Annotated in this window: 17 protein-coding genes and 1 tRNA gene; 9 read left to right on the top strand and 9 right to left on the bottom strand. The window is 71.9% G+C overall.

The window, feature by feature from the left end; all coding sequences use genetic code 11:
- Positions 1-49 precede the first annotated feature (49 nt).
- The 3 genes from amaB to IE274_RS15280 all read right to left on the bottom strand — a co-directional run bounded on the left by amaB (position 50) and on the right by IE274_RS15280 (position 4,423).
- Positions 50-1,600, bottom strand: a complete 1,551-nt coding sequence (amaB, locus tag IE274_RS15290; protein ID WP_190116263.1) for an L-piperidine-6-carboxylate dehydrogenase — start codon at positions 1,598-1,600, stop codon at positions 50-52.
- Positions 1,601-1,758: 158 nt separating this feature from the next.
- Positions 1,759-3,228, bottom strand: a complete 1,470-nt coding sequence (gene hglS, locus IE274_RS15285; RefSeq protein ID WP_190116262.1) for a 2-oxoadipate dioxygenase/decarboxylase — start codon at positions 3,226-3,228, stop codon at positions 1,759-1,761.
- A gap of 55 nt (positions 3,229-3,283) precedes the next feature.
- Positions 3,284-4,423, bottom strand: a complete 1,140-nt coding sequence (locus tag IE274_RS15280) for an NAD(P)/FAD-dependent oxidoreductase (RefSeq protein WP_268255574.1) — start codon at positions 4,421-4,423, stop codon at positions 3,284-3,286.
- A 338-nt stretch (positions 4,424-4,761) separates the two neighbouring features.
- Here IE274_RS15280 and IE274_RS15275 point away from each other — a divergent pair, with 338 nt between their 5' ends.
- The 3 genes from IE274_RS15275 (at position 4,762) to IE274_RS15265 (ending at position 6,845) form a co-directional block, all read left to right on the top strand.
- Positions 4,762-5,661 carry a LysR family transcriptional regulator gene (locus IE274_RS15275; protein ID WP_190116260.1) on the top strand — a complete coding sequence of 300 codons (900 nt, stop codon included), beginning with the start codon at positions 4,762-4,764 and terminating at the stop codon, positions 5,659-5,661.
- A gap of 180 nt (positions 5,662-5,841) precedes the next feature.
- A tRNA-Arg gene (locus IE274_RS15270) sits at positions 5,842-5,917 on the top strand.
- Positions 5,918-6,278: 361 nt separating this feature from the next.
- The gene (locus IE274_RS15265) at positions 6,279-6,845 is read left to right on the top strand and encodes a Uma2 family endonuclease (RefSeq protein ID WP_190116259.1); all 567 of its coding nucleotides are present in this window, start codon (positions 6,279-6,281) and stop codon (positions 6,843-6,845) included.
- 312 nt (positions 6,846-7,157) lie between these two features.
- Here IE274_RS15265 and IE274_RS15260 read toward each other — a convergent pair whose 3' ends face one another.
- Positions 7,158-9,320 (bottom strand): ATP-binding protein, encoded by a 2,163-nt coding sequence (locus IE274_RS15260; RefSeq protein WP_190116258.1) that lies wholly within the window; start codon positions 9,318-9,320, stop codon positions 7,158-7,160.
- A 383-nt stretch (positions 9,321-9,703) separates the two neighbouring features.
- On the opposite strand from IE274_RS15260, the gene IE274_RS15255 reads away from it, so the two are divergent.
- From IE274_RS15255 to IE274_RS15245, 3 genes are all read left to right on the top strand, one after another.
- Entirely contained in the window at positions 9,704-11,065 is a 1,362-nt protein-coding gene (locus IE274_RS15255) for an NHL repeat-containing protein (RefSeq protein WP_190116257.1), read from the top strand.
- Positions 11,066-11,488: 423 nt separating this feature from the next.
- Positions 11,489-12,541 (top strand): PP2C family protein-serine/threonine phosphatase, encoded by a 1,053-nt coding sequence (locus tag IE274_RS15250; protein WP_190116256.1) that lies wholly within the window; start codon positions 11,489-11,491, stop codon positions 12,539-12,541.
- A gap of 424 nt (positions 12,542-12,965) precedes the next feature.
- The gene (locus tag IE274_RS15245; RefSeq protein WP_229909557.1) at positions 12,966-14,879 is read left to right on the top strand and encodes a PAS domain S-box protein; all 1,914 of its coding nucleotides are present in this window, start codon (positions 12,966-12,968) and stop codon (positions 14,877-14,879) included.
- Between the two features lie 428 nt (positions 14,880-15,307).
- Here IE274_RS15245 and IE274_RS15240 read toward each other — a convergent pair whose 3' ends face one another.
- The 3 genes from IE274_RS15240 to IE274_RS15230 form a co-directional block, all read right to left on the bottom strand.
- Positions 15,308-17,380 carry an ATP-binding protein gene (locus IE274_RS15240; protein WP_190116254.1) on the bottom strand — a complete coding sequence of 691 codons (2,073 nt, stop codon included), beginning with the start codon at positions 17,378-17,380 and terminating at the stop codon, positions 15,308-15,310.
- A gap of 149 nt (positions 17,381-17,529) precedes the next feature.
- Entirely contained in the window at positions 17,530-18,456 is a 927-nt protein-coding gene (locus IE274_RS15235; protein ID WP_190116253.1) for a PP2C family protein-serine/threonine phosphatase, read from the bottom strand.
- 955 nt (positions 18,457-19,411) lie between these two features.
- Entirely contained in the window at positions 19,412-19,696 is a 285-nt protein-coding gene (locus tag IE274_RS15230; protein WP_190116252.1) for a hypothetical protein, read from the bottom strand.
- Positions 19,697-20,059: 363 nt separating this feature from the next.
- Between IE274_RS15230 and IE274_RS15225 the strand changes: the two genes are divergently transcribed.
- Entirely contained in the window at positions 20,060-20,638 is a 579-nt protein-coding gene (locus tag IE274_RS15225; RefSeq protein ID WP_190116251.1) for a hypothetical protein, read from the top strand.
- A 73-nt stretch (positions 20,639-20,711) separates the two neighbouring features.
- On the opposite strand, the gene IE274_RS15220 is transcribed toward IE274_RS15225, so the two are convergent.
- On the bottom strand, positions 20,712-21,815 hold the full coding sequence (locus IE274_RS15220; RefSeq protein WP_190116250.1) for a GNAT family N-acetyltransferase: 1,104 nt from the start codon (positions 21,813-21,815) through the stop codon (positions 20,712-20,714).
- Between the two features lie 356 nt (positions 21,816-22,171).
- On the bottom strand, positions 22,172-22,699 hold the full coding sequence (locus tag IE274_RS15215) for a hypothetical protein (RefSeq protein ID WP_307821996.1): 528 nt from the start codon (positions 22,697-22,699) through the stop codon (positions 22,172-22,174).
- A gap of 149 nt (positions 22,700-22,848) precedes the next feature.
- Between IE274_RS15215 and IE274_RS15210 the strand changes: the two genes are divergently transcribed.
- Positions 22,849-24,831: a transglycosylase domain-containing protein gene (locus IE274_RS15210; RefSeq protein ID WP_190116249.1), complete on the top strand. Its 1,983-nt coding sequence runs from the start codon at positions 22,849-22,851 to the stop codon at positions 24,829-24,831.
- A 108-nt stretch (positions 24,832-24,939) separates the two neighbouring features.
- On the top strand, positions 24,940-25,776 hold the full coding sequence (locus IE274_RS15205) for a MerR family transcriptional regulator (protein WP_229909586.1): 837 nt from the start codon (positions 24,940-24,942) through the stop codon (positions 25,774-25,776).
- Positions 25,777-25,971: the final 195 nt, after the last annotated feature.

Raw genomic sequence — 25,971 nt, 5'->3', positions numbered from 1 at the left:
AACATTCAGCGCATTTCGCAAGCCGGAGACCTCAGGGGCACCACACGTCTCACAGGAAGCTGACGTTCTGCGCCAGCGCGAGCCTCCCCGAGTAGTTGACCGTGTTCGTCGCCGACCGCATGTAGGCCCGCCACGCGTCGGACCCCGACTCCCGGCCGCCCCCGGTCTCCTTCTCGCCGCCGAACGCCCCGCCGATCTCCGCCCCGCTCGTGCCGATGTTGACGTTGGCGATGCCGCAGTCGGAGCCCTCGGCGGAGAGGAACAGCTCGGCCTCGGCCTGGTCACGGGTGAAGATGCTGGAGGACAGGCCCTGCGGCACGTCGTTGTGCAGGGCGATGGCCTCCGCCAGCGTCTCGTACGTCATGACGTACAGGACGGGCGCGAAGGTCTCCTCGCGGACGACACCGGTCTGCGCGCCGACGCGGACGATGACGGGCTCGACGTACGCGGCGTCGGGCGCGATGTCCGCGAACCTCCGGCCGCCACCCGCGAGCACCTTGCCGCCCTCGGCCTGCGCGCGGGCCACCGCCTCCTGCATGCGGTCGAGCGCGCCGGTGGAGATCAGCGGCCCGACCAGCGTCGCCTCGTCGAAGGGGTCGCCGACGGGCAGCTTGGCGTACGCGGCGGTGAGCCGGGCCACGAGCGTGTCCGCGATGTCGCGGTGCACGATGAGGCGGCGCAGCGTGGTGCAGCGCTGCCCGGCCGTGCCCGCCGCCGCGAACACGATGCCCTGCACGGCGAGGTCCAGGTCGGCGGAGGGCGCGACGACGGCGGCGTTGTTGCCGCCGAGTTCGAGCAGCGTCCGGCCGAACCGGGCGGCGACGCGCGGCCCGACCTCGCGCCCCATGCGGGTGGACCCGGTGGCGCTGACGAGCGCGACCCGGGAGTCGTCGACGAGCTGTTCGCCGACGGCCCGGTCCCCGATGACGAGGCGGTGCACGCCGTCGGGGGCGCCGACGTCCTCGGCGGCCCGCTCCAGGAGCCGCGCGCAGGCCAGCGAGATCAGCGGGGTCAGCTCGGACGGCTTCCAGACGACGGTGTCGCCGCAGGCCAGGGCCACGGCGGTGTTCCAGGACCAGACGGCACAGGGGAAGTTGAACGCGGAGACGACGCCGACGACGCCCAGCGGGTGCCAGGTCTCGGTGAGCCGGTGCCCGGGCCGCTCGGACGCGATGGTGCGCCCGTACAGCTGCCGGGAGAGGCCGACCGCGAAGTCGCAGATGTCGATCATCTCCTGGACCTCCCCGAGCGCCTCGGAGCGGATCTTGCCCGCTTCGACGGTGACGAGGTCGGCGAGGTCCTCCTGGTGCTCGCGCAGCAACTCGCCGAGTCTGCGCACCAGTTCGCCCCGGCGCGGGGCCGGAGTGGAGCGCCAGTCGAGGAAGGCCCGGTGCGCGTCGGCGACGGCTTCCTCGACGTCGGCCGGGGTGGCGGCGGGCACGGGGAACAGGCGCTCGCCGGTCAGGGGCGTACGCGCGTGGCAGACCTCGCGTTCGGTTCCGCCGCCGCCCGCGCCTTCGTCGAGCGTGACGCCGACGCGGTCGAGGGCGGCGCGGGCCCGGGTGCGGAGGTCGTCGGTGGTGGGGAGGGTGCGGGGCATGGGGCTCCTTCGGGTCGGTGGGCCGTGCGGGGGCCGGGGTCGGGCGGCGCCCGGGGTCGGGGCCGAGGTCGGGGACCGGGCGGCGGGCCTGCGGTCAGGGTCGGGCGGTGTTCGGGGCCGGAGTCCAGGACAGGTACTGTCCGGGTCCCGGCAAGGCGTCAGACAGACGACGGCACCTCCACCCGCCCGATCCCCAGCTCCTCCGCCACCCGCCCGAGGGACCGTTCCTGCTGCCCCTCGTACAGGGCGAACGGATCGAGTACGTCACGGCCGACGGCCCCGGACAGCCAGTCACTGTCGTACGCGGCACCCTCCTCGCCGTCCTTGCGGGTGCCGGAGCCGTCCAGGTTGGACTGGAAGATCCCGGCGGCGGACCGGGGCAGGAAGTCCTCGTAGACGATCGGGTCGGCGCGCACCCAGCCCGCGCGCAGCAGACCGGGCAGGTCGGCGGGCGGGGTGCAGCCGTCGCGGGGCCGGTCGGCGACGACGTGGTACGTGAAGTGGGCGAGGCCGTGCTCGGCGAGGGCGTGCTCGGTGCGGGGGAAGTGGCCGGACCAGAGGGCACGGGCGCGGTCGGCGCGGGTCGGGGCGGCGCCCGCGTGCGCCCCGGCAGCCCCCTCCGCGTCCAGCCGCGCGAGCAACGCGTCGTACAGCGCCCGCCCCCGCCGGCTGAGGGCGATCCCCCGCGCCTCGACCTCCCCGAACCGCACCCGCAGCGCCCCCCGCACCACGCTCCCGTCCGGCTGCCGCAGGGCGCGCGGCTCGTCGAGGGCCCGGAACGAGGTCTGCCGGAGGAGCACGTCCGGTCCTTCCCACTTCGGCGGCCCCTGGATGGCGTCGATCATCCGGACTCCCCGGTCGGTCATGCGCCGGTACAACGCGTCGATGTCGAGGACCCGAGGCGTCAGATGGTTGATGTGCGTGCTCCGCACACCCCCGATGTCGGCGGCGACGGCGGAGACCCGCTCCAACGTCTCGTACCACGCCCTGTCGACCGGCTCGGCCGACAACTTGAAGGCGCCGACCGCGAGTTGCAGGAACCGCTCGGCGGCACCGCCCGGCAGCCCCTGCTCCGTCTCGGCCCGATCGGCGAGAGCGAGCAGTTCGGCGGGGAACAACTCCCGCTCCCCCAGGAACCGTTCGAGCCGCGCCCGCAGCCCGGCGTCGAAGAAGCGGGGGTCGGCCGGGGTGAGCAGCGAGGTGAAGACCCGGAAGGGGTTGCGGGCCAGTTCGACCCCGTCGACCGGCCGGAAGGCGGTGGACACGACGGGCACGGCGCTGGCGGCGGCCTCACGCAGGTCGTAGAACCCGACGGGCCGCATCCCCAGGGCGCCGAACACCCGGCCGACCTGCGCCAGCTCGGCGGGCGTCCCGACCCGGATGGCCCCGTGCCGCTCGGCGGTCACCCGCCCGATCGCCCCGAGCCGCTCGGCATCGGCCCCGCGCTCGCGCAGCACGTCCTCGTTCACTTCGCGCGCTACGTCGACGAGGGTGGCGTACGCGGGGACCTCGCGCCCGTACATGGTGGAGAGCCGGGCGGCGAAGGCGGCACGGAGCTGCCACGTGGCGAGCCAGTCGGTGCCTCCGGGCCCGCCGCCGGACCCCTCACGCGCTGCCTGCTGATCCATCAACTCGCCTCCCTGTCCGCTGAGTCCCGCTGCTCACACGACTGAGTCCCACTGCTCACACGACGTGGACCTCGGGTCGGCCACCGGCAGCCGCACCCCCGCTCCCGAACCGGTCGGCACGGAACGGGGTGACATCGACGACCGGGTCCCGCCCGAGGTGGAGATCCCGTACCACTTCTCCCACAGCGGGGGCCTGCAGGAACCCGTGTCCCGAAAACCCGGTGGCGTAAAGGAAGTTGGCGAGCCGCGCGTCCCGCCCGATGAGGGCGTTCCGATCGGGCGTGACCTCGTACAGTCCCGCCCACCCCCCGGCGACCTCCATGTCCGCGAGGGCGGGGGCGCGCCGCCGCGCCACGTCCCGGAACAGCCCGACCCAGTCCTCGGTCCACGTCGTGTCGAACCCCTCCTCCTGGGCGGGGTCGGCGAGCCCGAAGAGCAGCCCGTCGTCGCTGTTGTGGAAGTAGGCGGTCGAGGAGAAGTCGATGGTGAAGGGGATGCGCGGGGCGGGCGGGTGCAGCGGCCGGGTGAAGGCGATCTGCCTGCGCACGGGCCGTACCGGCAGCCGCACCCCGGCCGCCGCGCCGACCTCGGCGGACCAGGCACCGGCGGCGCACACGAGGGTGGAGCAGGGGATGACGCCGTGGTCGGTGCGGACGGCGGTGACGCGTTCGCCGCTTGGGTCGAGGTCCACTCCGGTGACCGTGGTGCCGGTGCGGAACCGGACCCCGGCGCGGGCGGCGGCGCGGGCGTAGCCCTGGATGACGAGGCCGGGGCGGGCGTGGCCGTCGTCCGGCGAGTGGACGGCGGCGACGAGGCCGTCGGTGCGTACGTACGGACACAACTCGCGCGCCCGCGCGGGGCTGACGAGGCGGCTGGGCACCCCCAGGGCGTTCTGCGTGGCGACGCTCTCCTCGAACGCCGCCGCGTCCGCGTCCTCGCTCAGCAGGAACAGATACCCCACCCGCTCGAACCGGATGTCACCGCCCGGCCGCCGCCCGAAGTCCCCGTACGCCCTGAGGCTCCGCAGCCCCAGCTCGATGTTGACCGGATCGGAGAACTGCGCCCGCACCCCACCGATCGGCTTCCCCGAACTCCCGCACCCGAGGGTGCCGCGCTCGACGACGACGATGTCCCGGACTCCGGCTTCGGCGAGGTGGAAGGCGATGGAGACGCCCATGACACCACCGCCGACGATGACGAGGGAGGGGGTGTCGAAGGGAGTGTCGAAGGGGGAGCCGGACGTGGCGGTCTTAGAGGTCGACGTAGAGGTCGTAGAGGTCAAGGTGCGGTCCCTCCCACTCAACGGGGGCTCGACGCGAACGGTGGAACTCGACGCGAACTGCTGACCGGCGATCTACCGGTCATCGTGCAGCAGCGCGACCATTGACGTCCATGAACAGATCCTGCGCGTGACCGTTGAGCACCGCTATAGGACCGCGCCGAAGGAACGAGGAGACGGAGGCGCACGATGCCGACCCCCGACCGCATGCCCGCCCCCGACCTCGCTCTCGCCCCCGCCCCCGGCCTCGCCCCGTGAACTGGACCGGCGCCCAACTACGCTCCCTGGTGGAACTCGGCAGACGAGGCACGATCACGGCGGTGGCCGCCGCGCTCGGCTACACCCCCGGCGGCGTATCGCAGCAGATCGCGGCGCTGGAGCGGGCGACGGGCCGGGAGCTGCTGCGCCGGGTGGGCCGCAGGGTGGAGCTGACGGAGGCGGGCCGCACGCTCGCCCAGCACGCGGAACGGATCCTCGCCGCGGAGGCGGAGGCCGTGGCGGCCGTGGAGCGCACCCGCACCGAGATCACCGGGACCCTCCGGGTGGCGCTGTTCGCGACGGCGGCCGCGGACATCCTCCCCGAGGCACTGCGCCGGGCCCGCGAGGCACACCCCGGCCTCGCGGTGCACAGCAGGGACATGGAGGTGGACGACGTGTACGACGCGGTGGCGTCGGGGACGGTGGACCTGGCGCTCGGCCTGGACTACCCGGACGTCCCGATCCGCCGGGACCCGGCGCTCCGGGTACGCCACCTCCGCACGGAACGCTTCGCCCTGGCGGCACCCCCGGGAACGTACCCCGACCCCCCTCCCGAGCCCCTCCCCCTGACCGACACCGAACCCCTCCCCTGGATCCTCCCGTCCCCCTCCACCTACTACGGCCGAGCGATCCGCACGGCCTGCCGCCGGGCGGGCTTCGAACCCCGGGTCCACCACGAGGTGACGGACACGGCGGCGACGCTTGCGCTGGTGGAGGCGGGCATCGGCGTCACCACGGTCACGGACCTGATGCTCCGCCTCCGCCCGTCCCGGGTGGACGTACTCCCCCTCGCCCCCGCCCCGGAACGCCACATCGTCATGATCTACCGCACCACGGCGGAGCCCCTGCCCACACTGACCTCCCTCATCGCACTCCTCGAAGGTGATCCGGGGTAGCCGCCCGCGGGCGGGCCGGTGGCCAGGCCCCAGCGGGCCGGGGCGGACGGCCGTGAGGACCCGCACCTCGATCCGCTACGCTGTCCTGGGCTGCCACACACGGCAGCCCAGGCCCTTGCGGCGACAGGACACGGCCCGGCGATCCCGCCGAAGCTCGCGTCCACGTTCCAGGCAAGGCCCGCCTTCGTAGCTCAGGGGATAGAGCACCGCTCTCCTAAAGCGGGTGTCGCAGGTTCGAATCCTGCCGGGGGCACCATGCAATGCGTCGCTGAACTGGGGTTTCTCTCCCAGGGAAGCGTTCTAATCGGCCTCGGACTCCTCGTCCGGGGCCGTCTTGCGTGAGCGACGGGTACTGCTCGGCCGGTGGCGGGTCTGGACGCCGGGCCCCTTTCCGGTTCAGGCCAGACCGAACTTCTCGGCGGGCACCTGTCGCGCAGGGACCCGCAGGTCCCGTAGGCCGACGAGCACGGCCCCGGTCATGGCGGGCGGGTGGGCCGCAGACATGTGCCGGCAGCCGGGGAGGGGGCGTGAGCGACATCAGCATGCCGGACGGATGGCAGACAGTACGCTGAATCCAGCGGGATCGGGCCCGCAGCACAGTGTCCGGGAGGTGCTTCATGACGGCCGAGATGGTGGCCCCGGCGTGGATGCATGAGCAGATCACGGCGGAGGAGTACGAGTCCTGGTCCGAGGAGCAGTGCGCCGGTATCGAGATCGTGGACGGGATGGTCGTCGTGAGTCCGAGTGCGTCCAAGCGGCACAACCGACTCGCCCGGATTCTGGCCAACGCCCTGGATGCCGCCGCGGGCCCAGAGTGGAACGCCGACACGGACTTCGACGTCCGGCTTCAGGACGTCCCGCTCACCAATCGCCGCCCGGACGTCATCGTGTACCGCGCAGACACGATCGACATCACCCCCACCCGCCCTGAGCACGTGCTGCTGGTCGCGGAGGTGGTGTCACCAGGCTCGGAGACCACCGACCGGATCGTGAAGGTCGACCAGTACGCCAAGGCAGGCATCGGCTTCTACTGGCGGATCGAGCAGGCCGCGACAGGCGTTCCTCTCGTGTACACCTACGTTCTCGACCCCGCGACGAAGACCTACCGGGACGGAGACGTGTTCACCGGCGTCCTCAAGGCAGCGGCCCCCTTCCCGGTGGAGATCGACCTCGGCCAGGTCTGACCACGCACTGCTTGGCAGTCGGCGGCGCGTGAGCGGTGCGTGCGCGGACTGCCCGATACAGGGCGGCATGAGCCGGATCAAGTGGCTCACCGCACGGTTCTGACCAGGGGAAACAGCACCGCGCCGCAGCGCCGGGCATCCCCCGGCAAGGATTCGATCCCACTCCTCAAGCGGGTGTCGCAGGTTCGAATCCTGCCGGGGGTACAACGCGTCAAGGCGCTGACCTGGGGTCTCCCGGGGAGCGCTCTGTTCGGCCTCGGGCTTCTCGTCCGGGGCCGTTTGCGTGAGCGGGCAGAGTGAGGCGGGGCGGGCTCAGCCGGATGCGCGGGGCGTGGTGTCTGTCGCGTAGCTCATTCCCTGTTCGTACGACATGACGCGGCCCGCCTCGTAGCTGTGCTCGTAGGCCGGGTCGCCGATCTTGTCGCGGATGGCCCGTTCACAGGCTTGGCGGGCGGCGATCAAGTCCGGGGAGTTCAGTTGGGTGCGGCCGCCGGCGCGGTCCCACAGGCGCTGGGCGATGCCGAGCAGTTCGGCCGCCCGGTGAGCTTCGCCCGCGGCGATGGTGGCGGATGCCAGGGTGTCGATGGCCGTGGCCGCGAGGATGCTGGCGCTGTGCAGCAGCTGGTGTGCGGCAACGGCCCGGGTGGCGTTGCGGGCCCCCGAGGCGATGTCACCGTGGGCGAGGTCCAGCTTCGCCACGATCACGTCGGAGGTCGAGCGCGTCCAGTGCTCGCCGCGCCGGACGCACTCGGCGCGGACCTCTTCGGACACCGCGCGGGCCGCTTCGTGATCGCCGCTCATCAGGTGCGCGTACGCCAAGGCGCCGATCGTCTGAATCTGTGCCGAACCGAGCCAGTCGTCCCGGACGGGGAGGCGGGTGGCGACGGACATGAGGCCGACCGCCTCGGCCGACCGGCCGCGCAGGGCGAGCTGACTGCCCGTGAGGTAGGCGGAGACGGAGAGGGCGGCCGGGTCCACCTGCTGCCGTGCCACGTCGGTGAACCGCCGCCCGAATTCGGCAGCGGTGTCCACGTCACCCTGCATGATCGCTCCGGCGCCACGTGTCCACAGGGCCCGGAGGAGATCGGGCCCCGGAGGCGGATCGGCGGCGAGCGCCCGGTCGAGGCAGTGGTTCGCGTCGCGCACATGGCCGCAGTGCCGCCACAGGAAGCCCGCGGTGCCCGCGATCTCCAGGGCGGCCCGCCGGTCGGGCCGGTCGAGGGACCAGTCCACCGCGGCGCGCAGGTTGGCGTGGTCGGTCAGCACGCGCGCGCTCCACTGCACCTGGCGGCCGGTGTTCCACTCGGCGCAGCCGTCGCGGGCCAGGCGTCGGTAGTACTCGCGGTGGCGCAGCCGTACGGCGTCCTCCTCTCCCAACTCCCCCAGCCAGTCCGCGCCGTACTCGCGCACCGTGTCGAGCATCCGGAAGCGGGCCGTGCCGGTGCGCTGGTCGCGCTGCACGATGGACTGGGCGGCGAGCTCGTCAAGGAGGACGGGCACCTGTCCGGCCGCCAACGGCCCCCCGGCACACACTTCCTGGGCGGCCTCGGCGTCGAAGCCGCCGCTGAACACCGCGAGCCGGGCCCACAGCAGCCGCTCCAGCGGAGCGCACAGCTCGTGGCTCCAGCCGATGGTGGTGCGCAGGGCCTGGTGGCGCGACGGATCCTCGGTGCCGTCGTCCGAGGCCAGCAGGGCCAGTCGGTGGTCCGTCCGCGTCCCGAGGTGGTCGTCGAGCTCGGTGAGCGACAGGGTGGAAAGACGGGCCGCGGCCAGTTCGACGGCCAGCGGGATGCCGTCCAGGTGCTGACAGACCGAGACCGCCACCGGCCGGGTGGCCTCGTCGAGCACGAAGCCGGAGCGCACGGCGGCCGCCCGGTCTGCGAACAGGGTCACCGCGTCCTCCCGGGCCGCGGTGCCCGACTCGTCCACCGGCAGCGGCTCGACTTCCAGACACCGCTCCCCCGGCAGCCCGAGCCGTCGGCGGCTGGTGGCCAGGATGTGCACGTGCGGAGCGAGCCGCAACTCGTCGACGAAGGCCGCGCAGTCCTCCAGCAGGTGTTCGCACGAGTCCAGTACCAGCAGCAGTTGCTTGTCCGCGATCCACGCGGCCAGCGCCTCCGTCGCCGGACGCGTCGTCTGGTCGGCCACCCGCAGCGCCTCCATCGCCACAAGGCCCAGCGTGCCGGGGCCGGTCAGACCGCTGTCGTGCAGGCAGGAGAGCTCCACCAGCCACACACCGTCCGGGTAGGCGGGCCGCACCCGGCGCGCGGCCTCCACCGCGAGACGAGTCTTGCCGATCCCTCCGGGTCCCAGGAGAGTCACAAGGCGGCGCCCGCCGTTCCAGCCCCTGCGTCCCCCGCCGCTCTCGACCGGCCCGTCATCCGGACGCAGCATGACGTCGAGCCGGGCGAGTTCGTCCTGCCGTCCGACAAAACTGCGAGTCTCCGACGGCAGGTTCCCCGACCACTCGCCCATCTCCGTCTCTCCTGGCACGCCGTGTGACACGGGGCCCCCTCCCTTGGCTTCCTCCCTGACTCAACCTGGCTGAGTCTGCTCCGGCGGTACCCCCGAAGGACGGGGCACCGGTCATGCGGACAGAAACACGGCACCGCCTGGCCGTCCCCGTTCACTTCGGGGTGCGTGGCGACCGGTTCGCCTCCGTCCACGACCGGAGGGGCTGCCGAGCGCACGGCGCGCACTACGGAGCGTCGCCATCGGCACGCTCCGGCGAATGGTCAGCGCGCCCTGGCGCCCATCCAGGCGCCGCCGATACGCGGGTTGTACGTGGGCGAAGGGCGCGGAATGGTGCCCGCCGTACCGGGGGCATATCGCCTCGGCAAGCGTGAGGAGTCCCACTCATGACCAGACGTTTCCCGCTCTTCGAAGACCGCCCGACGTGGAGAGCCCACGTGGCAGCCGTGTCCGCACTGGCCGTGGGCCTGATGATGGCCCTCGCGCCCAGCGCGGCGGCCGCGCCCGGTGACCTGGACACCGGTTTCGGCACCAGCGGCAAGGTCACCACCGACTTCGGTGCCACCCCGTCGGAGCCGGAGGTCGGCAACGACCTGCTGCGTACGTCCAACGGGTCCCTGTTCGTCGCCGGGCGACAGGGTTTCGGCACCCCCGGCGTCGGCCCGAGCGATTTCGGTGTCGCCAAGTACACCTCCAGCGGAGCGCTGGACACCGGTTTCAGCGGCGACGGCAAGGTCACCACCGGCTTCGGCGACACCCTGTCGATGGCCCGGTCGGTCATCGAGGCCGGCAACGGGAAGATCCTGGTGGGCGGGTTCACCGGGGGGGAGCAGATCGCCGACCTGGCGCTGGCGAAGTACAACTCCGACGGCACCCTCGACACCTCCTTCGGCGGGGACGGCAAGGTCACCACCGACCTGACCGGCGGACTCGGCGACGGCATCCGCGGCCTGAGCCTGACGAGCGGCGGCAAGATCCTGGCGGCCGGGGCGGCCGGGGCTGACTCCTTCATCGCCCGCTACAACTCCGACGGCACCCTGGACACCGGCTTCGGCGGCGGCGACGGCATCGTCATCACGGACTTCGGCACCGGCGACCACCTCTTCGCGCTGGAGGAGCTGTCCACCGGGAAGATGATCGCGGCGGGCAGCGCCAACAGTGACTTCCTGCTGGTCCGGTACAACTCCGACGGCAGCCTCGACACCTCTTTCAGCGGCGACGGCATCGTGACCACCGACTTCAACGGACTCTCCGACCTCGCGTTCGGCTTCGCCCAGGCGCCCGGCGGCGACTACGTGATCGCGGGCGCGGTCGACGCTCCCGAGCCGTTCGGCATCGCAGGCCCCATCAAGTCCGGTGTGGTCCGCTACAACTCCGACGGCAGCCTGGACACGGGCTTCAGCGGCGACGGCAAGGTCACGACCGACGTGCACACCTTGCTCGCCGACGAGGCGCGCGATGTCGCCGTGGACAGCGACGGCAAGATCGTGATCGCCGGACTGGCCGGGGAGTCCGTCGTGTTTCCCGTCGACCCCGTCGACGGCGACGCCCTTGTCGTCCGCTACAACTCCAACGGCACCCTGGACACCGGCTTCAGCGGGGACGGCATCGCCACCGTCGACTTCTCCGGCGGGGCCGATGTCGCTCGCGGCATCGCACTGACCGGCAGCGACGACATCGTCATCGCCGGCGGCGCGACATCGAGCGGCACCGGGCTCGACTTCGCCCTGGCCAAGCTCCAGGGGTAGGGCGGCCACCGAGGACAGCGGCGGTGATCCGGGGCGGCAATCCCGGATCACCGCCGTCCCGTGCCCGTACCCGGGTGCCGTGGGAGGCGGCCCCGCGAAGCGGGGACGCGGGCACGCCGCGCCACGGCGCCCTCTCCCAAGTCCGTTCTCCCCGGCTCCGTCCCCGGGCCGCCCATGTCACGAGAGGCCCTCTTCTTCGAGCAAGGCGCTCACATGACCGCACCACGGCGAACACACCCGACCACCTCTCGGTCCGCTCCGGTCGGCCAGACCTGCCCGGCAGCGCGTTGGACCAGAATGGCCGGATTCTGCCGCGGACTCACGAGACACAGGGGGAGGCTGGGGCCGTACATGGCGGTCAGGGCAGTCGGGCGGTGGTGGCGGAAGGCGAGCACGCGGAGTTGGCGCGGCCGGAGCCGACCGGTGCTCGCGCTGGGGGTGAGTGGCCTGCTCGCCGTCCTCAGCGGTCTCGGCAGTGGGCACCTGGGAGTCGCTGTACTGCTCATCGGTCCTGTGCTGGCCTGCGCCCGCCTGGACGCACGGCGCACCGCGGCGGTGGCGGCCTCGTCGCTGATACTCGCTCTCGTAGCGGGCGCCGCGAGCGGCCTCATGGTGACTCCGGGTTTCGGAATCGAGTTCCTCGTCCTGTTGGTCGGCGGCACGCTGGCCGTCCGCGATGCCGCCCGGCACACGGCCGACGCGGCCGCACTGGCCCGGGCCACCGAAGTCGCGCAGGCGTCCCAGAACGCGATCCTGCGGCCGATGGCGGTGGAGTTCGGCGGCATCGAGGTGTACGCCCGGAACCGCTGTGCCGTGCAGGGGGCGTCGGTGTGCGGGGATCTGTACGACGTCGTCCACACCCCGTACGGAGTGCGCCTGCTCATCGGGGACGTACGCGGCCACGACCTGGACGCCCTGCGGGCCACCGCGGCGACCATCGGGGCCTTCAAGGACCTTGCCTATCTCACTCCCGGCCTCGCCGACCTGGCGACGGCCCTGGACGCCAGGCTCGCCCCGGAACTGGACGCGGAGGAATTCGTCACCGCCGTACTCGCCGAGTTCGCCCCGGGCGAGGTCCGCATCGTCAACTGCGGGCACCCCGCGCCCGTACGGGCGGGCAAGCAGGTCAGGTTGTTGGAGCCACTGGAGCCGGCGCCCCCGCTGGGCCTGCATCCGAAGCCGCAGCTGTACCGCTTCTATCTCACGAGCGGGGACCGGCTCCTGTTCTACACCGACGGCCTGAGCGAGGCACGCGACGCGAACGGCGCCGACTTCCCGCTCCTCGAACGGGTCGGTGACGCACTGGCCGTGCTCTCCCCCTCCGACGCGCTCGACACGCTGTACGCCATGGTGTCCGCGCACACGGGCCGCGCGCCGACCGACGACATCGCGCTCGCCCTGTGCCGACCGACCAGCATGGTCACCCCCTCGCCCGCTGCCCGGCCCTCGAACCCCGCGGCCCGCAGGGAGCCGTAGGCGATCGTTGGCGCGGGGCGCTCCACAACAGGCTCGTGGAGCGTCGGCGGGAACCGCTGGTGTTCCACGAGCCTGTTGTGGAGCGCCCAGATGAACAAGATGCTCGACGGCAGCTGACCCCGCAGGCCGATCTACAGCGCCTTGCCTGCACAGCAGGTGGCGCGCAACACGCTGCGACGTGGCAGAGCCCTTCGGCGCCGCCCGCCGCGGCGGCAGGGAGGGCGGTGGCAGGGAGCGTGGTGGCAGGAGGGGCGGCGGCGGTGGCGGCGAGCAGGGTGGCGTGCGCGTCACGACGGGCACGGTCTGGCCCCTATTCCAACAAAGAGAGTCCACAAACGGCCACTTGGCGACAAGCCGCCCGTGCCGGACCCGGTTGCTGCTGACATGTGGCATGGCACAAGGCGAGCACAGGATGAGCCCCCGTGTGATCCCAGTAGCCGAGGAACCATTTCGCGCGCTGCTGGAGGCGGCTCCGGACGCGATGGTCATCGTGGACGACGGCGGGATGATCCGTCTGGTCAACGCCCAGACCGAGACCCTGTTCGGGTATCCACGAAACGAACTGCTCGGCCGTCCCGTCGAGATTCTGGTGCCGCACCGCTTTCGGGACCAGCACCCGGGACACCGCCTGGGCTACTCCGGCAACCAGCAGGTCCGGCCGATGGGCGCCAACCTCGAACTGTACGGACTGCGCCGGGACGGGGCCGAGTTCCCGGTCGAGATCAGCCTCAGCCCGCTGCAGACTCCCGACGGTCTCCTGATCTCTGCCGCCGTGCGCGACGTCAGCGAGCGAAAAGCCGCCGATGCCCGCTTCCGAGCCCTGCTGGAAGCCGCTCCGGACGCCATCGTCATCGTGGACGACGCGGGCATCATCCAGCTGGTCAACGCGCAGACCGAAGCCCTGTTCGGCTATCGGCGCGAAGAGCTCCTGGAACGCCCGGTGGAAATCCTGGTCCCCCAGAGGTTCCATCATCACCACCCCTCCCACCGCCACGGCTACGTCAGCAACCGCCGCGTGCGCCCCATGGGCGCCGGACTGGACCTGTACGGGCTGCGCAAGGACGGAGCCGAGTTCCCGGTCGAGATCAGCCTCAGCCCCCTGGAGACCCCGGACGGCACCCTGGTCTCCGCGGCCATCCGGGACGTGAGCGAGCGCAAGGCGGCCGAGGCCCAGCTCGCCGAACTCTACGAACAGCAACGCCACGTAGCCCTGACCCTGCAGCGCAGCCTGATGGGCTCACCCGCCCCGCTGCCCGGCATGGACACCGCCAGCCGATACTTTCCCGCCCGGCAGGGCCCAGGTGTGGGCGGGGACTGGTTCGACCTGATCGCACTGGGCAGCGGCCGCGTGGGAGTACTGATCGGTGACGTCATGGGCCGAGGGCTTGAGGCCGCTGCCGTCATGGGCCAACTGCGCTCGGCCTCCCACGCCCTGGCCAAGACCAGCATGCCGCCCTGGCAGCTGATGCGCGCCCTGGACGCGGTCGTCAGTGAACTGCCCGACCAGCTCGTCACCTGCTGCTACCTGATCCTGGACCCCGACGACAGCACGCTGACGGTGTGCTCCGCCGGACACCTGCCCGTCCTGATGGTGGATCCCACCGGACAGGTCCGAAGACTCCCGGTCCCGGTCAGCGTGCCCCTGGGCGTCGGCGAGGTGCCCCACCAGGAAACCCGCCTGACCGTGCCACCGGCCTCGGTACTCGCCCTGTACACCGACGGCCTGGTCGAGACCCCGACCAGCGACATCGAAGAGCAGATCGACGCCCTCACCATCGCCCTGGAAAAGGCCACCGCCGACCTCCCTTGCCTGGAACAGGCCGCAGACTCCGTACTCGCCTCCCTGCTGCCCGGTCTCCAGGACTACGCCGACGATGTGACACTGCTGCTCGCCCGCGTCCCTCCCGCACCGGTGACCGCCGTCACCGCGCTCCTCCCGGCACAACCCACGAGTGTGGGCGACGGGCGCCGCTTTCTACGCCGCACCCTGCAGGACTGGGACTGCGAAGACCTCACCGACACCGCCTGCCTACTGGCCTCCGAGCTCCTGTCCAACTCGGTGCGCCACGCCTGCGACCCACTGCGGCTACGACTACGCCGCACCAGGGACGAACTCCACGTCGAAGTCAGCGACGGCAGCCCCGTTCTGCCGCACGCCCGGACCGCGCGCCCCGATGAGGAGTCGGGCCGCGGCCTGACCCTCCTCGACCAACTGGCCTCCTCCTGGGGCGCCCTGCTCACCCAGGGTGGCAAAGCCGTGTGGTTCTCCCTCCCGCTGCCCGACCCCGCACAGCGCCGGCAAGAACCCGCATCGGGGCATGCGGACACCGACGCCTGACTTTCCGGGGGCCGGGCACAGCTTCATCGAGCCGATCCCACGTCAGAGAGGCACCGAGCAGAACGGATCCAGCACATGTGAGGACGGGAAACCCCACGAACACCTGAGAACTACGGAGAGGAGTTTCCCGAGGCCAGGAACGTCCTCGGCGACGTCTGCGCACCTCACAGCCTCGATCAGGGAAAACTCCTAAGCGGGTGTCGCAGGTTCGAATCCTGCCGGGGGCACAGAGAAGCGGCAGGTCAGAAGCCCTTCTGCCCGAGAGGGCGGGAAGGCTCCTGGCTTGTCGTACGCCATCTCCTGGTCGACGCGCCCGGTCTGGTCCTCGCGGCCGGCCAGCAGCATGCTCCTGTTCCGGCTTCGAGACCAACACCACTCTCGCGAGGCCGAGTTGAAGCCGTCCGCCACCAGGTTCCATGGGGCTGCGGTCAGTCGATCCCAGGGTGCGGTGGGGCGGTTCCGGGCGTGTGGAGGGCATGGGTGATGCCGGCGTCGGGGTCGCTGTCGTAGCTGGCGCGGAAGGCGGTCTCATAGACGTCGTCGCCGATGGCCTGACGGGCCTGCGCCTCGCACGCCTGGCGGGCGGCGACGAGTTCGGGTGCTCCCATCTGGAGGGAACCAAGGGTCTGCCATACCCGGTCGGCGGTGCCGAGGAACCGGGCGGCTCGCTCGGCGTGCCCGGACGCGACCGTCGCGGAGGCGAGTACGTCGAGGGCCATGCCGATGCCGACGCTGTCGTGGACTCGGCGTTTGCCGTCGAGGGCGTCGCGGGCATGGGCTTCGGCCTCTCCCGCCCGTCCCAGGGCCAGCGCGGCGAGGGCGCGGAGGAGGTCGCCCCAGGCGCGGGCGTGCGTCTCGCCGCGGTCGTCGCATACGGCGCAGAGACGGTCCGCGACGACCGCGGCCTCGGCGACCTGCCCGAGCTGGATGTGGACGTAGGCCCGGGCGACCTGGACGAGGGACCACGCCGCGTCGTAGCGCCCGGGGGACGGCGGGGTGCGCGGCGCCGTGTCGAGCGCCTCGGCTGCCTGCGTCTGCCGACCGCTCAGCGCGAGACAGGTGCCCTCGAGAAGGGCAGCGGCGACCGGGGCGGTCTCATCGGCCTCGTCGGCCGTAACCTTCCGGAAGGTGTCGACGAGGCGGAGGCCGGTCTCCATGTCACCCACGGTCTGGCCGACCATACCGCGGGCCCACAGGGCCTTGGCGCGGTCCGGCCCGGGGGCCGGATCCAGGTCCAGGGCCCGGTCGAGGTAGTACTCGCCCTCCTGGGCGAAGCCGCAGGCGTACCAGAAGAACCACAGCGCCCCGGCCATCTGCAGCCCACCGCGCCCGTCCCGCTCGGCGAGGCAGAAGTCGAGGGCGGCGCGGAGATTGGCGTGTTCGGCCGTCGTTCGGTCGTGCCAGGCGATCTGGTCCGGCCCCATCCAGGCGGCATCCGCGGCCCGGGCCAGCGCCCGGAAGTAGTCCCGGTGCCGGTGGCGCAGCGTGGACTCCTCGCCGAGACCACGCAGCCAGGCGGCGCCGAACTCGCGGATGGTGTCGAGCATCCGGTAGCGCTCGCCGCCGCCGGTCGGCTCCCACATCACGACCGACTTGTCCGTCAGGGAGGCGAGCAGCCCCGGGACCGCCTCCTCGGGAAGGCGCGCGTCGGCGCACACCGCCCGAGCGGCCTCGACGTCGAAGCCGCCGACGAGGACGGAAAGGCGGGCCCAGAGCAGCCGTTCGGCCGGGGTGCACAGTTCGTGGCTCCAGCCGATCGCGGTACGCAGCGCCTGGTGCCAGGGCGGCTCGGCGTCGTACACCACCTCGTCGGTGGCGCCCAGGACGGCGAAGCGGTCGTCCAGCTTCTCGGTCAGCTCGGCCACGGACAGGTCCCGCAGGCGGGCCGCGGCCAGTTCGATGGCGAGCGGGAGGCCGTCCAGGCAGCGGCACAGGCGTACGAGATCGGGCCGGTTGGCGTCGGTGACCGCGAAGCCGGGCACCGCCTCGGCGGCCCGGTCGGCCAGCAGGGCCATCGCGTCCGCGCCACCGCACGCCGCGCCCGCGCCTTCGGGTACGGGCAGCGGGTCGACGGTCAGCGGCCGCTCCGCGTGCGTGCCCAGAGGGCGGCGGCTGGTGACCACGATCCGCAGCCCCGGCGCGGCCCGCAGCAGCACCTCGGCGGCCAGCGCGCACTCGTGGACCAGGTGCTCGCAGGTGTCCAGGACAAGCAGCACCTCGCGCCCCGCCAGGTAGTCGGCCAGCACATCGATCATGGGCCGCGTCGTCTGATCTGCCAGCGCAAGCACCTCGGAGACGGCATGTGCGAGCAGCGCGCCCCGGCGCAGCGACGAGAGCTCCACCCACCACGCCCCGTCCCGGAAGGACGGCTGCACCTCGTGCGCGGCCCGCAGCGCGAGCCGCGTCTTGCCCACCCCGCCGACCCCGGACAGCGTCACGAGCCGGGCACCGCCGTCGAACAGCCTCCGGATCTCCGCCAGTTCCTGCTGTCGACCGTACAACTCGCGTGTCTCCGAAGGGAGGTTCCCCACTCCTTGCCGCCGCATGGTCGCGCCCTTCCTCGCTCTCCCGCCGTGGGGCGGCAGCATGGCGGCTGCGCTCGGGCCGCGGGACGGTCGGCACGAAAGTGACCGGAAGTGTCGCCGCCCGATCACGACTGGCCGAGGTTGCCCTGTGGCGCGCTCGGTACGTCTTCGTTCTTCGGTACGGGGAGTACCGGCCCCGTCAGCAGGCCGGCGGTGGGCTGGACGAGCAGCAGGGTGAGGTCGTCGCCGTGGCCGTCGCCGTCGTGGGCGGCAGCGTGGCGATCGACGAGGCCGACCAGGTTCGCAAGGGCCTCGTCGAGGGTGAGGGCGCCCAGCGCGGCCCGGACCCGGCGGTCGAGGGCCAGCAAGGTGCCGTGCGCGTCCCGGGCCTCGGTGAAGCCGTCGGTGTAGAGGAGCATGCGCTGCTCGGGGGTGAGCAGGACGGCCTGCAGGCTCGGCGTGGGCGACAAGCCCAACGGCGGGGAGGGGCAAGGGGATTCCAGGACCTCCAGGCGCCGGCCCACCAGCAGCGGCGGCGGGTGCCCGCAGTTGACCAGACGGACCGCGCCGGGCACGAAGTCCGCGAGGAGCAAGGTGACGAAGTCCTCGTCTCCGAGGTCGTCTCGTACGCGGTCGTCGAGGATGTGCGCAAGACGGACCAGGTCCGGCTCCGTGGCCGCGGCGTGACGGAAGGCGGAGAGCACCGCCGCGCTGACGCGGACCGCGTCCAGGCCATGACCCGCCACGTCTCCGACGATCAGGCGCGGCCCGGACGGCAGCAGGACGGCGTCATGGAGGTCCCCGCCGACCAGGGCGCCCTCGCTCGCGGAGCGGGTCCGTACGGCCGTGGCCAGGCCGCCCAGATCGGCGGGCAAGGGGCGCACGAGAGCGCGTTGGGTGAGTTCGGCGACGCGGGTCATGCGGGCGAGGGAGGTCTTGCAGCGTATGCGGTCGCGCGCCATCAGGACCGTCCACAGGCCGTGGACGGCGAGCAGCGGCCCGACGACGAGCAGGGCGCAGTCCGGCACCGTCGGCTGGGCCGCGACACTCACCGCGACCCCCGTCTCAATCGCTGTTGCCAGTAGTAGCCATCCACGCTCCGAGAGCATCGCGTGCCTCCGTGGCAGGTCGCCCCTTGCCCCGCGCCGAGCCATGCACGTTCCCACACTTGCCCGGGGCACGTGAGGCCCTTCACGTCATCGGTCACGGAACGTGCCCGCCTATCGGGTCTGCACACGCTTGCGAAGACGGAACCAGCAGCTCAGGCGGCGTCTGCGCCAGCAACTGCTGATGGAGCGTCAGATCATGAACACAACCTCGACGTGACTCCGCCTGATCAGACAGTGACCGCAAACGTCGCCGGGGAGAAAGTCGCCTGCCATGGTCGGCGCGGCGAACGGGACGCACCAGCCGACCCTCGGCAGTCGCCGAGGCCACCACCTACCGATCTTGGTGGGTGGCCTTGGCGTCCCGGTCCGACATCACCATGGGCGGTCCCGCCCTCGGCCGAACTGCCGCCTGCGGCACCCCACTCGTCGCGGGACCCGCGCTTGTCCTGGCGGCGGGCGGCCAACTCGTCGCACATCCACTTCGGGATCAGCGGCCCGTGCACGGGCTCCGGCGAGTGGGCGGCGGATACCTGCGCGAAGCCGCTGAAGGCAGTGCCGACCAGGAGCAGGGCGAACGGCGGCGCCACGGAGAGCAGCGCAAGAAGGAGCTGCAACTGGAACAGCCTCCCGAGGTGGCGCACGGGGCCAGACCTCATTCAGCTTCGGCTCCATGACGTGCCCGCCAAGTTCGCTCGACGGCTGCCCGATGAGCAAGCCGCGCCTGCGCATGAGCTGCTACCGCGTCGCCCTGTCGGCACCAAGGTCCGCGCCTTGGCCGCCCCATGCAGCTACCGCCCCCGCTTCCCACCACCCTGTACGGATCCAGCACGAACCACCCCGTGGGCTCCGCCGCGTGGCTGATCTCCATGGGCGGCGGAACACGGGCAGTGCCGCCTGATCAGGCGGCAGACTCCGCACGCATGGCGCCGCTGCCTGTGCGTCCGACTTCAGACAGGGCCTTCTTCGTGATGACCTTGGACAGGTATCCGGAGCCGAACGCGATGTTCATCACGACGTACCAGAACCTCTCCGCGCCGGTCATCTCGGCGAGTCCGTATTCACTGAGTGCCTTCTTGGCCGGGACCTTCGCGAAATAGGACGCCCCGAACGCGATGCATCCAAGGATGTACCAGAAGCTTTCCGCACTCGTGGTGCGGCCACTGCCGAGAACCTGTTGCGTCATGGGTCCATCTCCGAACTCCGGCCAGTCTGACCTGGTCTCCATCTTCCGCCCGCTTGAGGGCAATGCGCCCCAGGGAGGGGCTGTCTGTTACGGAAGCCGCCCCCGGCGCCGCAACTCCAACAACCAAGTACCGCAAGGGAGTTCGGGCACCGACTCGGGGTCGAGCTCGCGAGGGTCTGGTCCTTGCGGGTGGATCACGTGGGTTGAGGGTGCTTGCGTCGGCAGGGGTGGAATACGGCTCTTGTGGGGGTTGGCCGGATGCAGGGCTGTTCGGCGGGGGCGTTCGCTGCTTGGCTCCCCTCTACGCGGCGGGTCCGAGGGGGCCGTTGCCAGGGGGATCACTCATCTATCGAGGGGGCCGCCATGGCGGACGTACTCAAGTACGGCGACAAGGTCCACATCCAGAACGGCTACAGCAACTGGAGCGGTGGGTACCTCGACACCAACGGGGGGAGTGGGCAGTCCGGGGCGTTGTACGGGGTGTCCACCGCCGATACGCCCACCCGCGGGAAGGGCACGGGGACCTGGGAGGTCGTCTCCGCCACCGGGAAGAAGGCCGGGGAGCAGGTGCTCAGCGGGGACGTCCTGCATCTGCGGAACCTGTGGGCCAACGACGGCGGGTACCTGGACACCAACGGGCACGCCGCGTCCACCCAGGGCCCGGCCGCCAAGTACGACGTGAGCACGAGCAAGGACCGGGACCGGGCCGGGGAGCACACCGGGAGCTGGCGGATCTTCGCCCAGACCTCCGCGCCCGCCGACCAGGCCGTGCGGTACGGCGACATCGTCATCCTGTGGAACCTGTACTCCGCCACCGGCAGCTTCCTGGAGACCAACGGCGGCACCAACGCCGTCGGCGGCAAGTACGACGTGTGCACCAGCGCCTACTGGAACCGGTCCAGCAACGTCGGCGACTGGCGGATCAGCAAGGCAGCGGGGTAACCCCTCCGACCCCGCGCGGCCACCGCCTCGTTGGCGGTGGCCGCACGCGGTCGGCATCCGGCTGGAAAGACCTTCAGCGCCTCAACGGCCCCGACGTCCGCACCGCCCCCACCGTCTTCAGCAGCCGGTCCGCCGGTTTCCGGAGCTGAGGGTGGGCCAGCACCGTGTTGCGCAGGCCGCGGACCGGGCGGCGCCAGAGGCGGTGGGCGACGGCGACCGGGTGCGGGCGGCTCGCGAAGCCCTCGCAGACGCGCAGTTCGCGGGTCTTGAGCCAGTCCTTGTACTCCTTCTCGCCGCGCCCCAGGTCCATGATCCGCACGCCTTGGCGGCCTGCGGCCTCGGCCATCCTGAGGTGCATGATGAGGCCGGGCGAGTAGTAGCGCAGCTCCGGGTCGTACGCCGTGAACCAGGCCGCGAACACCGTGCGCGACCTCGGCCCGAAGTGCGCCGCCACCGGTCGGTCCCCGGCGTACACCACGGAGAGGACCCCGGTGAAGTGCGCGTGTCTGACCTGGAACAGGTGGTTCACCAGGTCCACTATCCACGGCTTCGCGAACCGGTCCATCCGGGCCGTCCTGCGGTACTGCGCCGACTTCCAGTCCATGAGCTGCCGCAGCACCCTCGGGTCGCGGTCGTCGAACACGAACCGCATCTCGCCGAGGTCGCGGCCGAGGCGGCGCTCCTTCTTGAGGGTCGTCTTCGCGAGTCCGGGGTACGTCGCCCGCAGCCACTGCGCGTAGCCGTCACCGTCCCCACCGCCCCCTTGCGTCAGGTCCACCACCGGCGACGCGAACGTCCCCGTGACGTACTCGCCGAACGGCTTCTGCTCCTCCACGAGATGGTCGAACTCGAAGACCGACAGGCCGCAGGCCCGCAGCAGTTCCTGTGGGTCCCAGGTGACCCCGGGGCGGTGCACCAGGCCCTGGCAGTCGGAGAGGCCGAGGCCCACCGCCCGCCCGATGCCGAAAGCGCCCCGTTCGTAGGGGAAGAAGCCGACCGGCTCCCCGCCCTCATGGATGATCGCCACCCGCGCTCCGCCCCGGCAGCGGCCCACTCCGGCCGCGAACTCCGGGGCCAGGAACGGGTTGGCGTATTCGGGTGACTCCTCCATCGCTCGGCACCAGGCCCCTCGGAGCGTCGGACTCAGCTCCTCGGGCCTGTGGTTCGTTATGTCCACCTCAGGTCAACCGCCCTTCCACAGGCTCCGCGAGGGACATCCCGGTCGCAGTGCGGGCCCGTAGGGCGTGCAAGACACGTGGATCGGTATCGCTGCGTCGCATGGGTGACTGCTCCCCCCAGTTCCCCCCGACGCGCCTCGTGCGCGCCGTGTCATGTGTCGTTCAGGTCGCGCCCGTCCTCTTCGTCCAGGTCCCGGGCTTCTGCCCGGGCTCTCTCTGATCGCCAAGGGTCCACCCCGAGTACCCCCTCGTGGCCCGGCACACTTCAAGAGTGCCGCTCATCGCCGGTGAACGAGGGGGAAGTTCCGTTCTGTTGGGGGCTGGGGTGTCCCGTCGGGCGGAAGTGACCGCGTGTTCACCCCCGCTTCCGCAGCCCGTTCAGCAGCGCCGCACCCCGCTCCGCGTCGTCCACCGACACCGCGAAGTTCTTCCCCCTGGCCCGGATCACCAGGCACTCCCCCGCCCGCAGCATCACCGTCGTGCCGAGGCCGCTGAGGCGGTAGCCCCAGCCGCCGACCTGGGACGGCTTGCGGTGTTCGGCGTGGGCCGACTCGATGTCGGCGGCGCGCCAGCGGCGGGCGGGCCAGCCGAAGGGGCCGAAGGTCACCTTCAGGCCGTTCTCGGTGACGAGGGCCTGGACGGAGGAGCAGCCGAGCGTGGTCACGGCGACCAGGGCGAAGGGGATCGCCAGCGCCCACAGGTCCGTCGCCCCGGCGGCCGTCAGGGCGAGGGCGGCCAGGGCCACCGCACCGGCGACCGCGGCGAGCGCGTACAGCCAGGCGTTGGCGGTGCGGGCGGCCCAGACCACGCCGTCCGCACGTGCCCCGCCCGTCGTCCCCGTACCGCCGTCACCGACGCCGTCACCGATTCCGCTACCGTTCATGGCGCCCCCCTCGATCGACTCGATCAACTGTACGAGGTGGGGCCTGACCTGCCCAAGTGCCCCCAAGTCGGCTCCCCCTGCCCTACTGTTACGCCCCGCTGACACCTCCGCGCACAACCCTCGTTCCCCGCCGGGCACTCTCTTGGATCATGGGGACACACGCGCAACGCGTACGCGCGCACGCCAAGAAGGTCACGGCCCGGCCGCGCCGCCGTCGGCGGCGGCTGATCGACTATCCGCGCCACGGCCGCCGGGGCGTGCGCCGGTGGCTGCCGTCGTGGCGGCAGTGGCTCAGCACCTTCCTGCTGGGCACCGGCGGCCTCGCCGGGCTCTTCACCTACGTGTACGTCACCGTCGACGTCCCCGACGAGAACGCGGCGGCCAGCCGCGAGGCCAACGTGTACTACTGGGCCGACGGCACGCAGTTGGTCAGCATCGGGGCGGTCAACCGGCAGAACGTGCGGCTGGACGACATACCGGAGTCCGTGCGCGACGCGGTCATCGCGGCGGAGAACGCGAGCTTCTACAGCGACTCCGGGGTGTCGCCGATGGGGCTCGGGCGGGCCGTGGTGAACATGGTCAAGGGGCAGGAGACGCAGGGCGGTTCCACCATCACGCAGCAGTACGTGAAGAACACCTACCTGTCGCAGGACCAGACGATGACGCGCAAGGTCCGGGAGTTCGTCATCTCACTGAAGGTGGACCAGCGGAAGACCAAGGACGAGATCCTGCAGGGGTATCTGAACAGCAGCTGGTTCGGGCGGGGGGCGTACGGGATCGAGGCCGCCGCGCACGCGTACTACGGCGTGTCCGCACGGGACCTGAACGCCAGCCAAGGGGCCGTGCTGGCCGCGCTGCTGAAGGGCGCCGAGCTGTACGACCCCTCCGGCGGCGCCGCCAACCACCGCCGCGCCAAGGCCCGCTGGGCGTGGATCCTGGACCGGCAGGTCGCCGTCGGCCGGATGAGCGCCAAGGAGCGCGCCCGGTACAAGGAGTTCCCCGAGCCGCAGAAGGAGTCCCGCTCGACCAGCCTGAGCGGGCACTACGGACAGGCCGGCTACCTCGTCGACATCGCCAACAAGTACCTGAAGCAGCGCACCGGCCTCACCGACAAGGACCTAGCCCGCGGCGGCTACAAGATCCACACCACCTTCGACAAGCGCCGCGTCCTGCAGCTCGCCCGCACCGCCCAGCGCACCCTCGACCAGCGCCTCGACCCCAAGAAGCGCCCCCAGGACAAGGGCGTCCAGGTCGGCGCCGCGTCCGTGCGCACCCAGGACGGCGCGCTCCTCGCCGTGTACGGCGGACCCGACGCCACCCGCCACTTCAGCAACAACGCCGACACCTCCGGCGTCCCCGCGGGCTCCGCGTTCAAGCCGTTCGTGCTGGCCGCCGCCCTCCAGGACGGGCTGCGCCCCGACGCCGAGGGGCCCGGCGGGCTGACGCCGGGCGAGGCGCTGGTCCAGGGCGGCAACGCCACGTACCAGCAGCTCGGCAAGAAGGTCGGGGCCGCGGGGGTGCGGGAGGTCGCCGTGGACGCGGGGATGCTGGAGTCGAGCATGGCGCGGCCCGACAAGTCGTTCCCGCTCGGCACGTCCACGCCGAGCGCGGTGCGGCTCGCGAGCGCGTACGGCACGTTCGCGCGCGGCGGCCTCCAGCACGACCCGTACTCCGTGACGTCGGTGACCAGGGAGGGCGACCCCGAGGGGGACGGCGGGGAGCGCGAGCAGATCGAGGGGCTTGAGCCGCCGCGCACCCGGCGCGCCCTGGACTCGCACGCCGCCACGCAGGTCGACACCGTGCTCCGGGACGTCGCCAGGGACAGCCTCGACGGGGTCTCCGCCGCCGGCGGGGGCCCGGTCGCGGCGGGCCGCACCATCGACCAGGACCGCCTGAAGTCGGCGTGGTTCGTCGGGTACACGCCCAAGGTGTCCACCGCCGTGACCGTTTTCCGGCTGCGCCCGCGCAGCCCGCTCCTGCAGCCGCTCTCCGACGTCGGCGGCCGCGGGTCCCGGCACGGCAACGCCCTCACCGAGCGGATCTGGCGGGACGCCCTGAGCGGCGTTGACCTTGCCCCTGGGGCAGGGTCCAAGGTCTCCCCGTCGAAGGCACCCGCCTTCGACGACCGGTGACCGCCGGTCACGGAAGATGACCACGTGGACGCACCCGACACCGCCCCAGAACCCCGCCCGGCCGCCGAGCCCGACCGGAACCCGGCACTCGGCCGGGACCCGGCACTCCTGAGCATCGGCACCTTCGCCGCCCGCTCCCGCCTCTCCGCCAAGGCCCTGCGCCTGTACGACCGCCAGGGCCTGCTGCCCCCGGCATACGTGGACGAGGCGACCGGCTACCGCTACTACCGGCCCGAACAGGTCGAGCGGGCCCGCACCGTCGCGCTCCTGCGCCGCCTCGACATGCCGCTCACGGACATCGCGGCGTTCGTGGGGCTCGACGACGCGGGCGCGGCGGCGGCGCTCGGGACGTACTGGGCCGGGGTCGAGGAGCGCGTCGCCGCCCAGCGCACCCTCGTGGACTACCTCCGTGGCCGCCTGTCAGGAAGGAGTCCCACCTTGTCCGGCACTTTCGAGATCCGCACCACCGACGTCCCCGAGGCCTTCGTCATCTGCGAGCGGCGCCATGTGTTCACCCACGAGCTGTCCACCTGGATCGACGCCTCCTTCGAGCGCCTCGAACGGGCCGCCGAGGAACTCTGCGGCGGCGTCCCCGCCGCGCCCTTCGTGATCTACCACTCCGAGGTCACCGAGGACAGCGACGGGCCCGCCGAGGCCTGCGTGCCCGTCGCCGACCCGGCGGCGGCCCGCGCCTGGGCCGAGGCGCAGGGGCGGCAGCGGGACGTCCGGGCCCGCGCGGAACCCGCCTTCCGCCTTGCCTACGCCCGCATCACCAAGGCGCAGGTCGCCTATCCACAGATCATCGGCGCGTACGACGCCGTCGAGGAGTGGATCGCCCAGGAAGGGCTGAGCCAGGCGGGCCCCTGCCGTGAGGTGTACTTCACGGACTGGGACGCGGCGGGGCCGGGGGACGACGTGTGCGATGTGGCGTATCCCGTGAAGTGAGTCGGCCTCCGCGGTTCGGGGGACGGGAGCGGGGGGAGGGTGAGGGCGGGGTCGTGGTCAGGGTTGGGTGACGGTCCGTCACCTCCCTTGCGGACTCCCGCACTTCTCTTGACGTCGCGCGGGCGTCAACGCCCCCCTCCCGCACCTGTTCTGGTGCGACGTCGCCCCCGCGGGCCTGTTCAGCGCCGCCCTCAC

Source organism: Streptomyces flavofungini, from assembly GCF_014650815.1.
GTDB classification, from domain to species: domain Bacteria; phylum Actinomycetota; class Actinomycetes; order Streptomycetales; family Streptomycetaceae; genus Streptomyces; species Streptomyces flavofungini.
This window is presented reverse-complemented; position numbering and strand designations above follow the sequence as displayed.

What these genes read in the sequence shown, in the direction of transcription:
- amaB (WP_190116263.1), bottom strand. Translation starts at nt 1,600, where the DNA reads ATGCCCCGCACCCTCCCCACCACCGACGACCTCCGCACCCGGGCCCGC.
- hglS (WP_190116262.1), bottom strand. Translation starts at nt 3,228, where the DNA reads ATGGATCAGCAGGCAGCGCGTGAGGGGTCCGGCGGCGGGCCCGGAGGC.
- IE274_RS15265 (WP_190116259.1), top strand. Translation starts at nt 6,279, where the DNA reads ATGACGGCCGAGATGGTGGCCCCGGCGTGGATGCATGAGCAGATCACG.
- IE274_RS15260 (WP_190116258.1), bottom strand. Translation starts at nt 9,320, where the DNA reads ATGGGCGAGTGGTCGGGGAACCTGCCGTCGGAGACTCGCAGTTTTGTC.
- IE274_RS15255 (WP_190116257.1), top strand. Translation starts at nt 9,704, where the DNA reads ATGACCAGACGTTTCCCGCTCTTCGAAGACCGCCCGACGTGGAGAGCC.
- IE274_RS15230 (WP_190116252.1), bottom strand. Translation starts at nt 19,696, where the DNA reads ATGACGCAACAGGTTCTCGGCAGTGGCCGCACCACGAGTGCGGAAAGC.
- IE274_RS15225 (WP_190116251.1), top strand. Translation starts at nt 20,060, where the DNA reads ATGGCGGACGTACTCAAGTACGGCGACAAGGTCCACATCCAGAACGGC.
- IE274_RS15215 (WP_307821996.1), bottom strand. Translation starts at nt 22,699, where the DNA reads ATGAACGGTAGCGGAATCGGTGACGGCGTCGGTGACGGCGGTACGGGG.
- IE274_RS15210 (WP_190116249.1), top strand. Translation starts at nt 22,849, where the DNA reads ATGGGGACACACGCGCAACGCGTACGCGCGCACGCCAAGAAGGTCACG.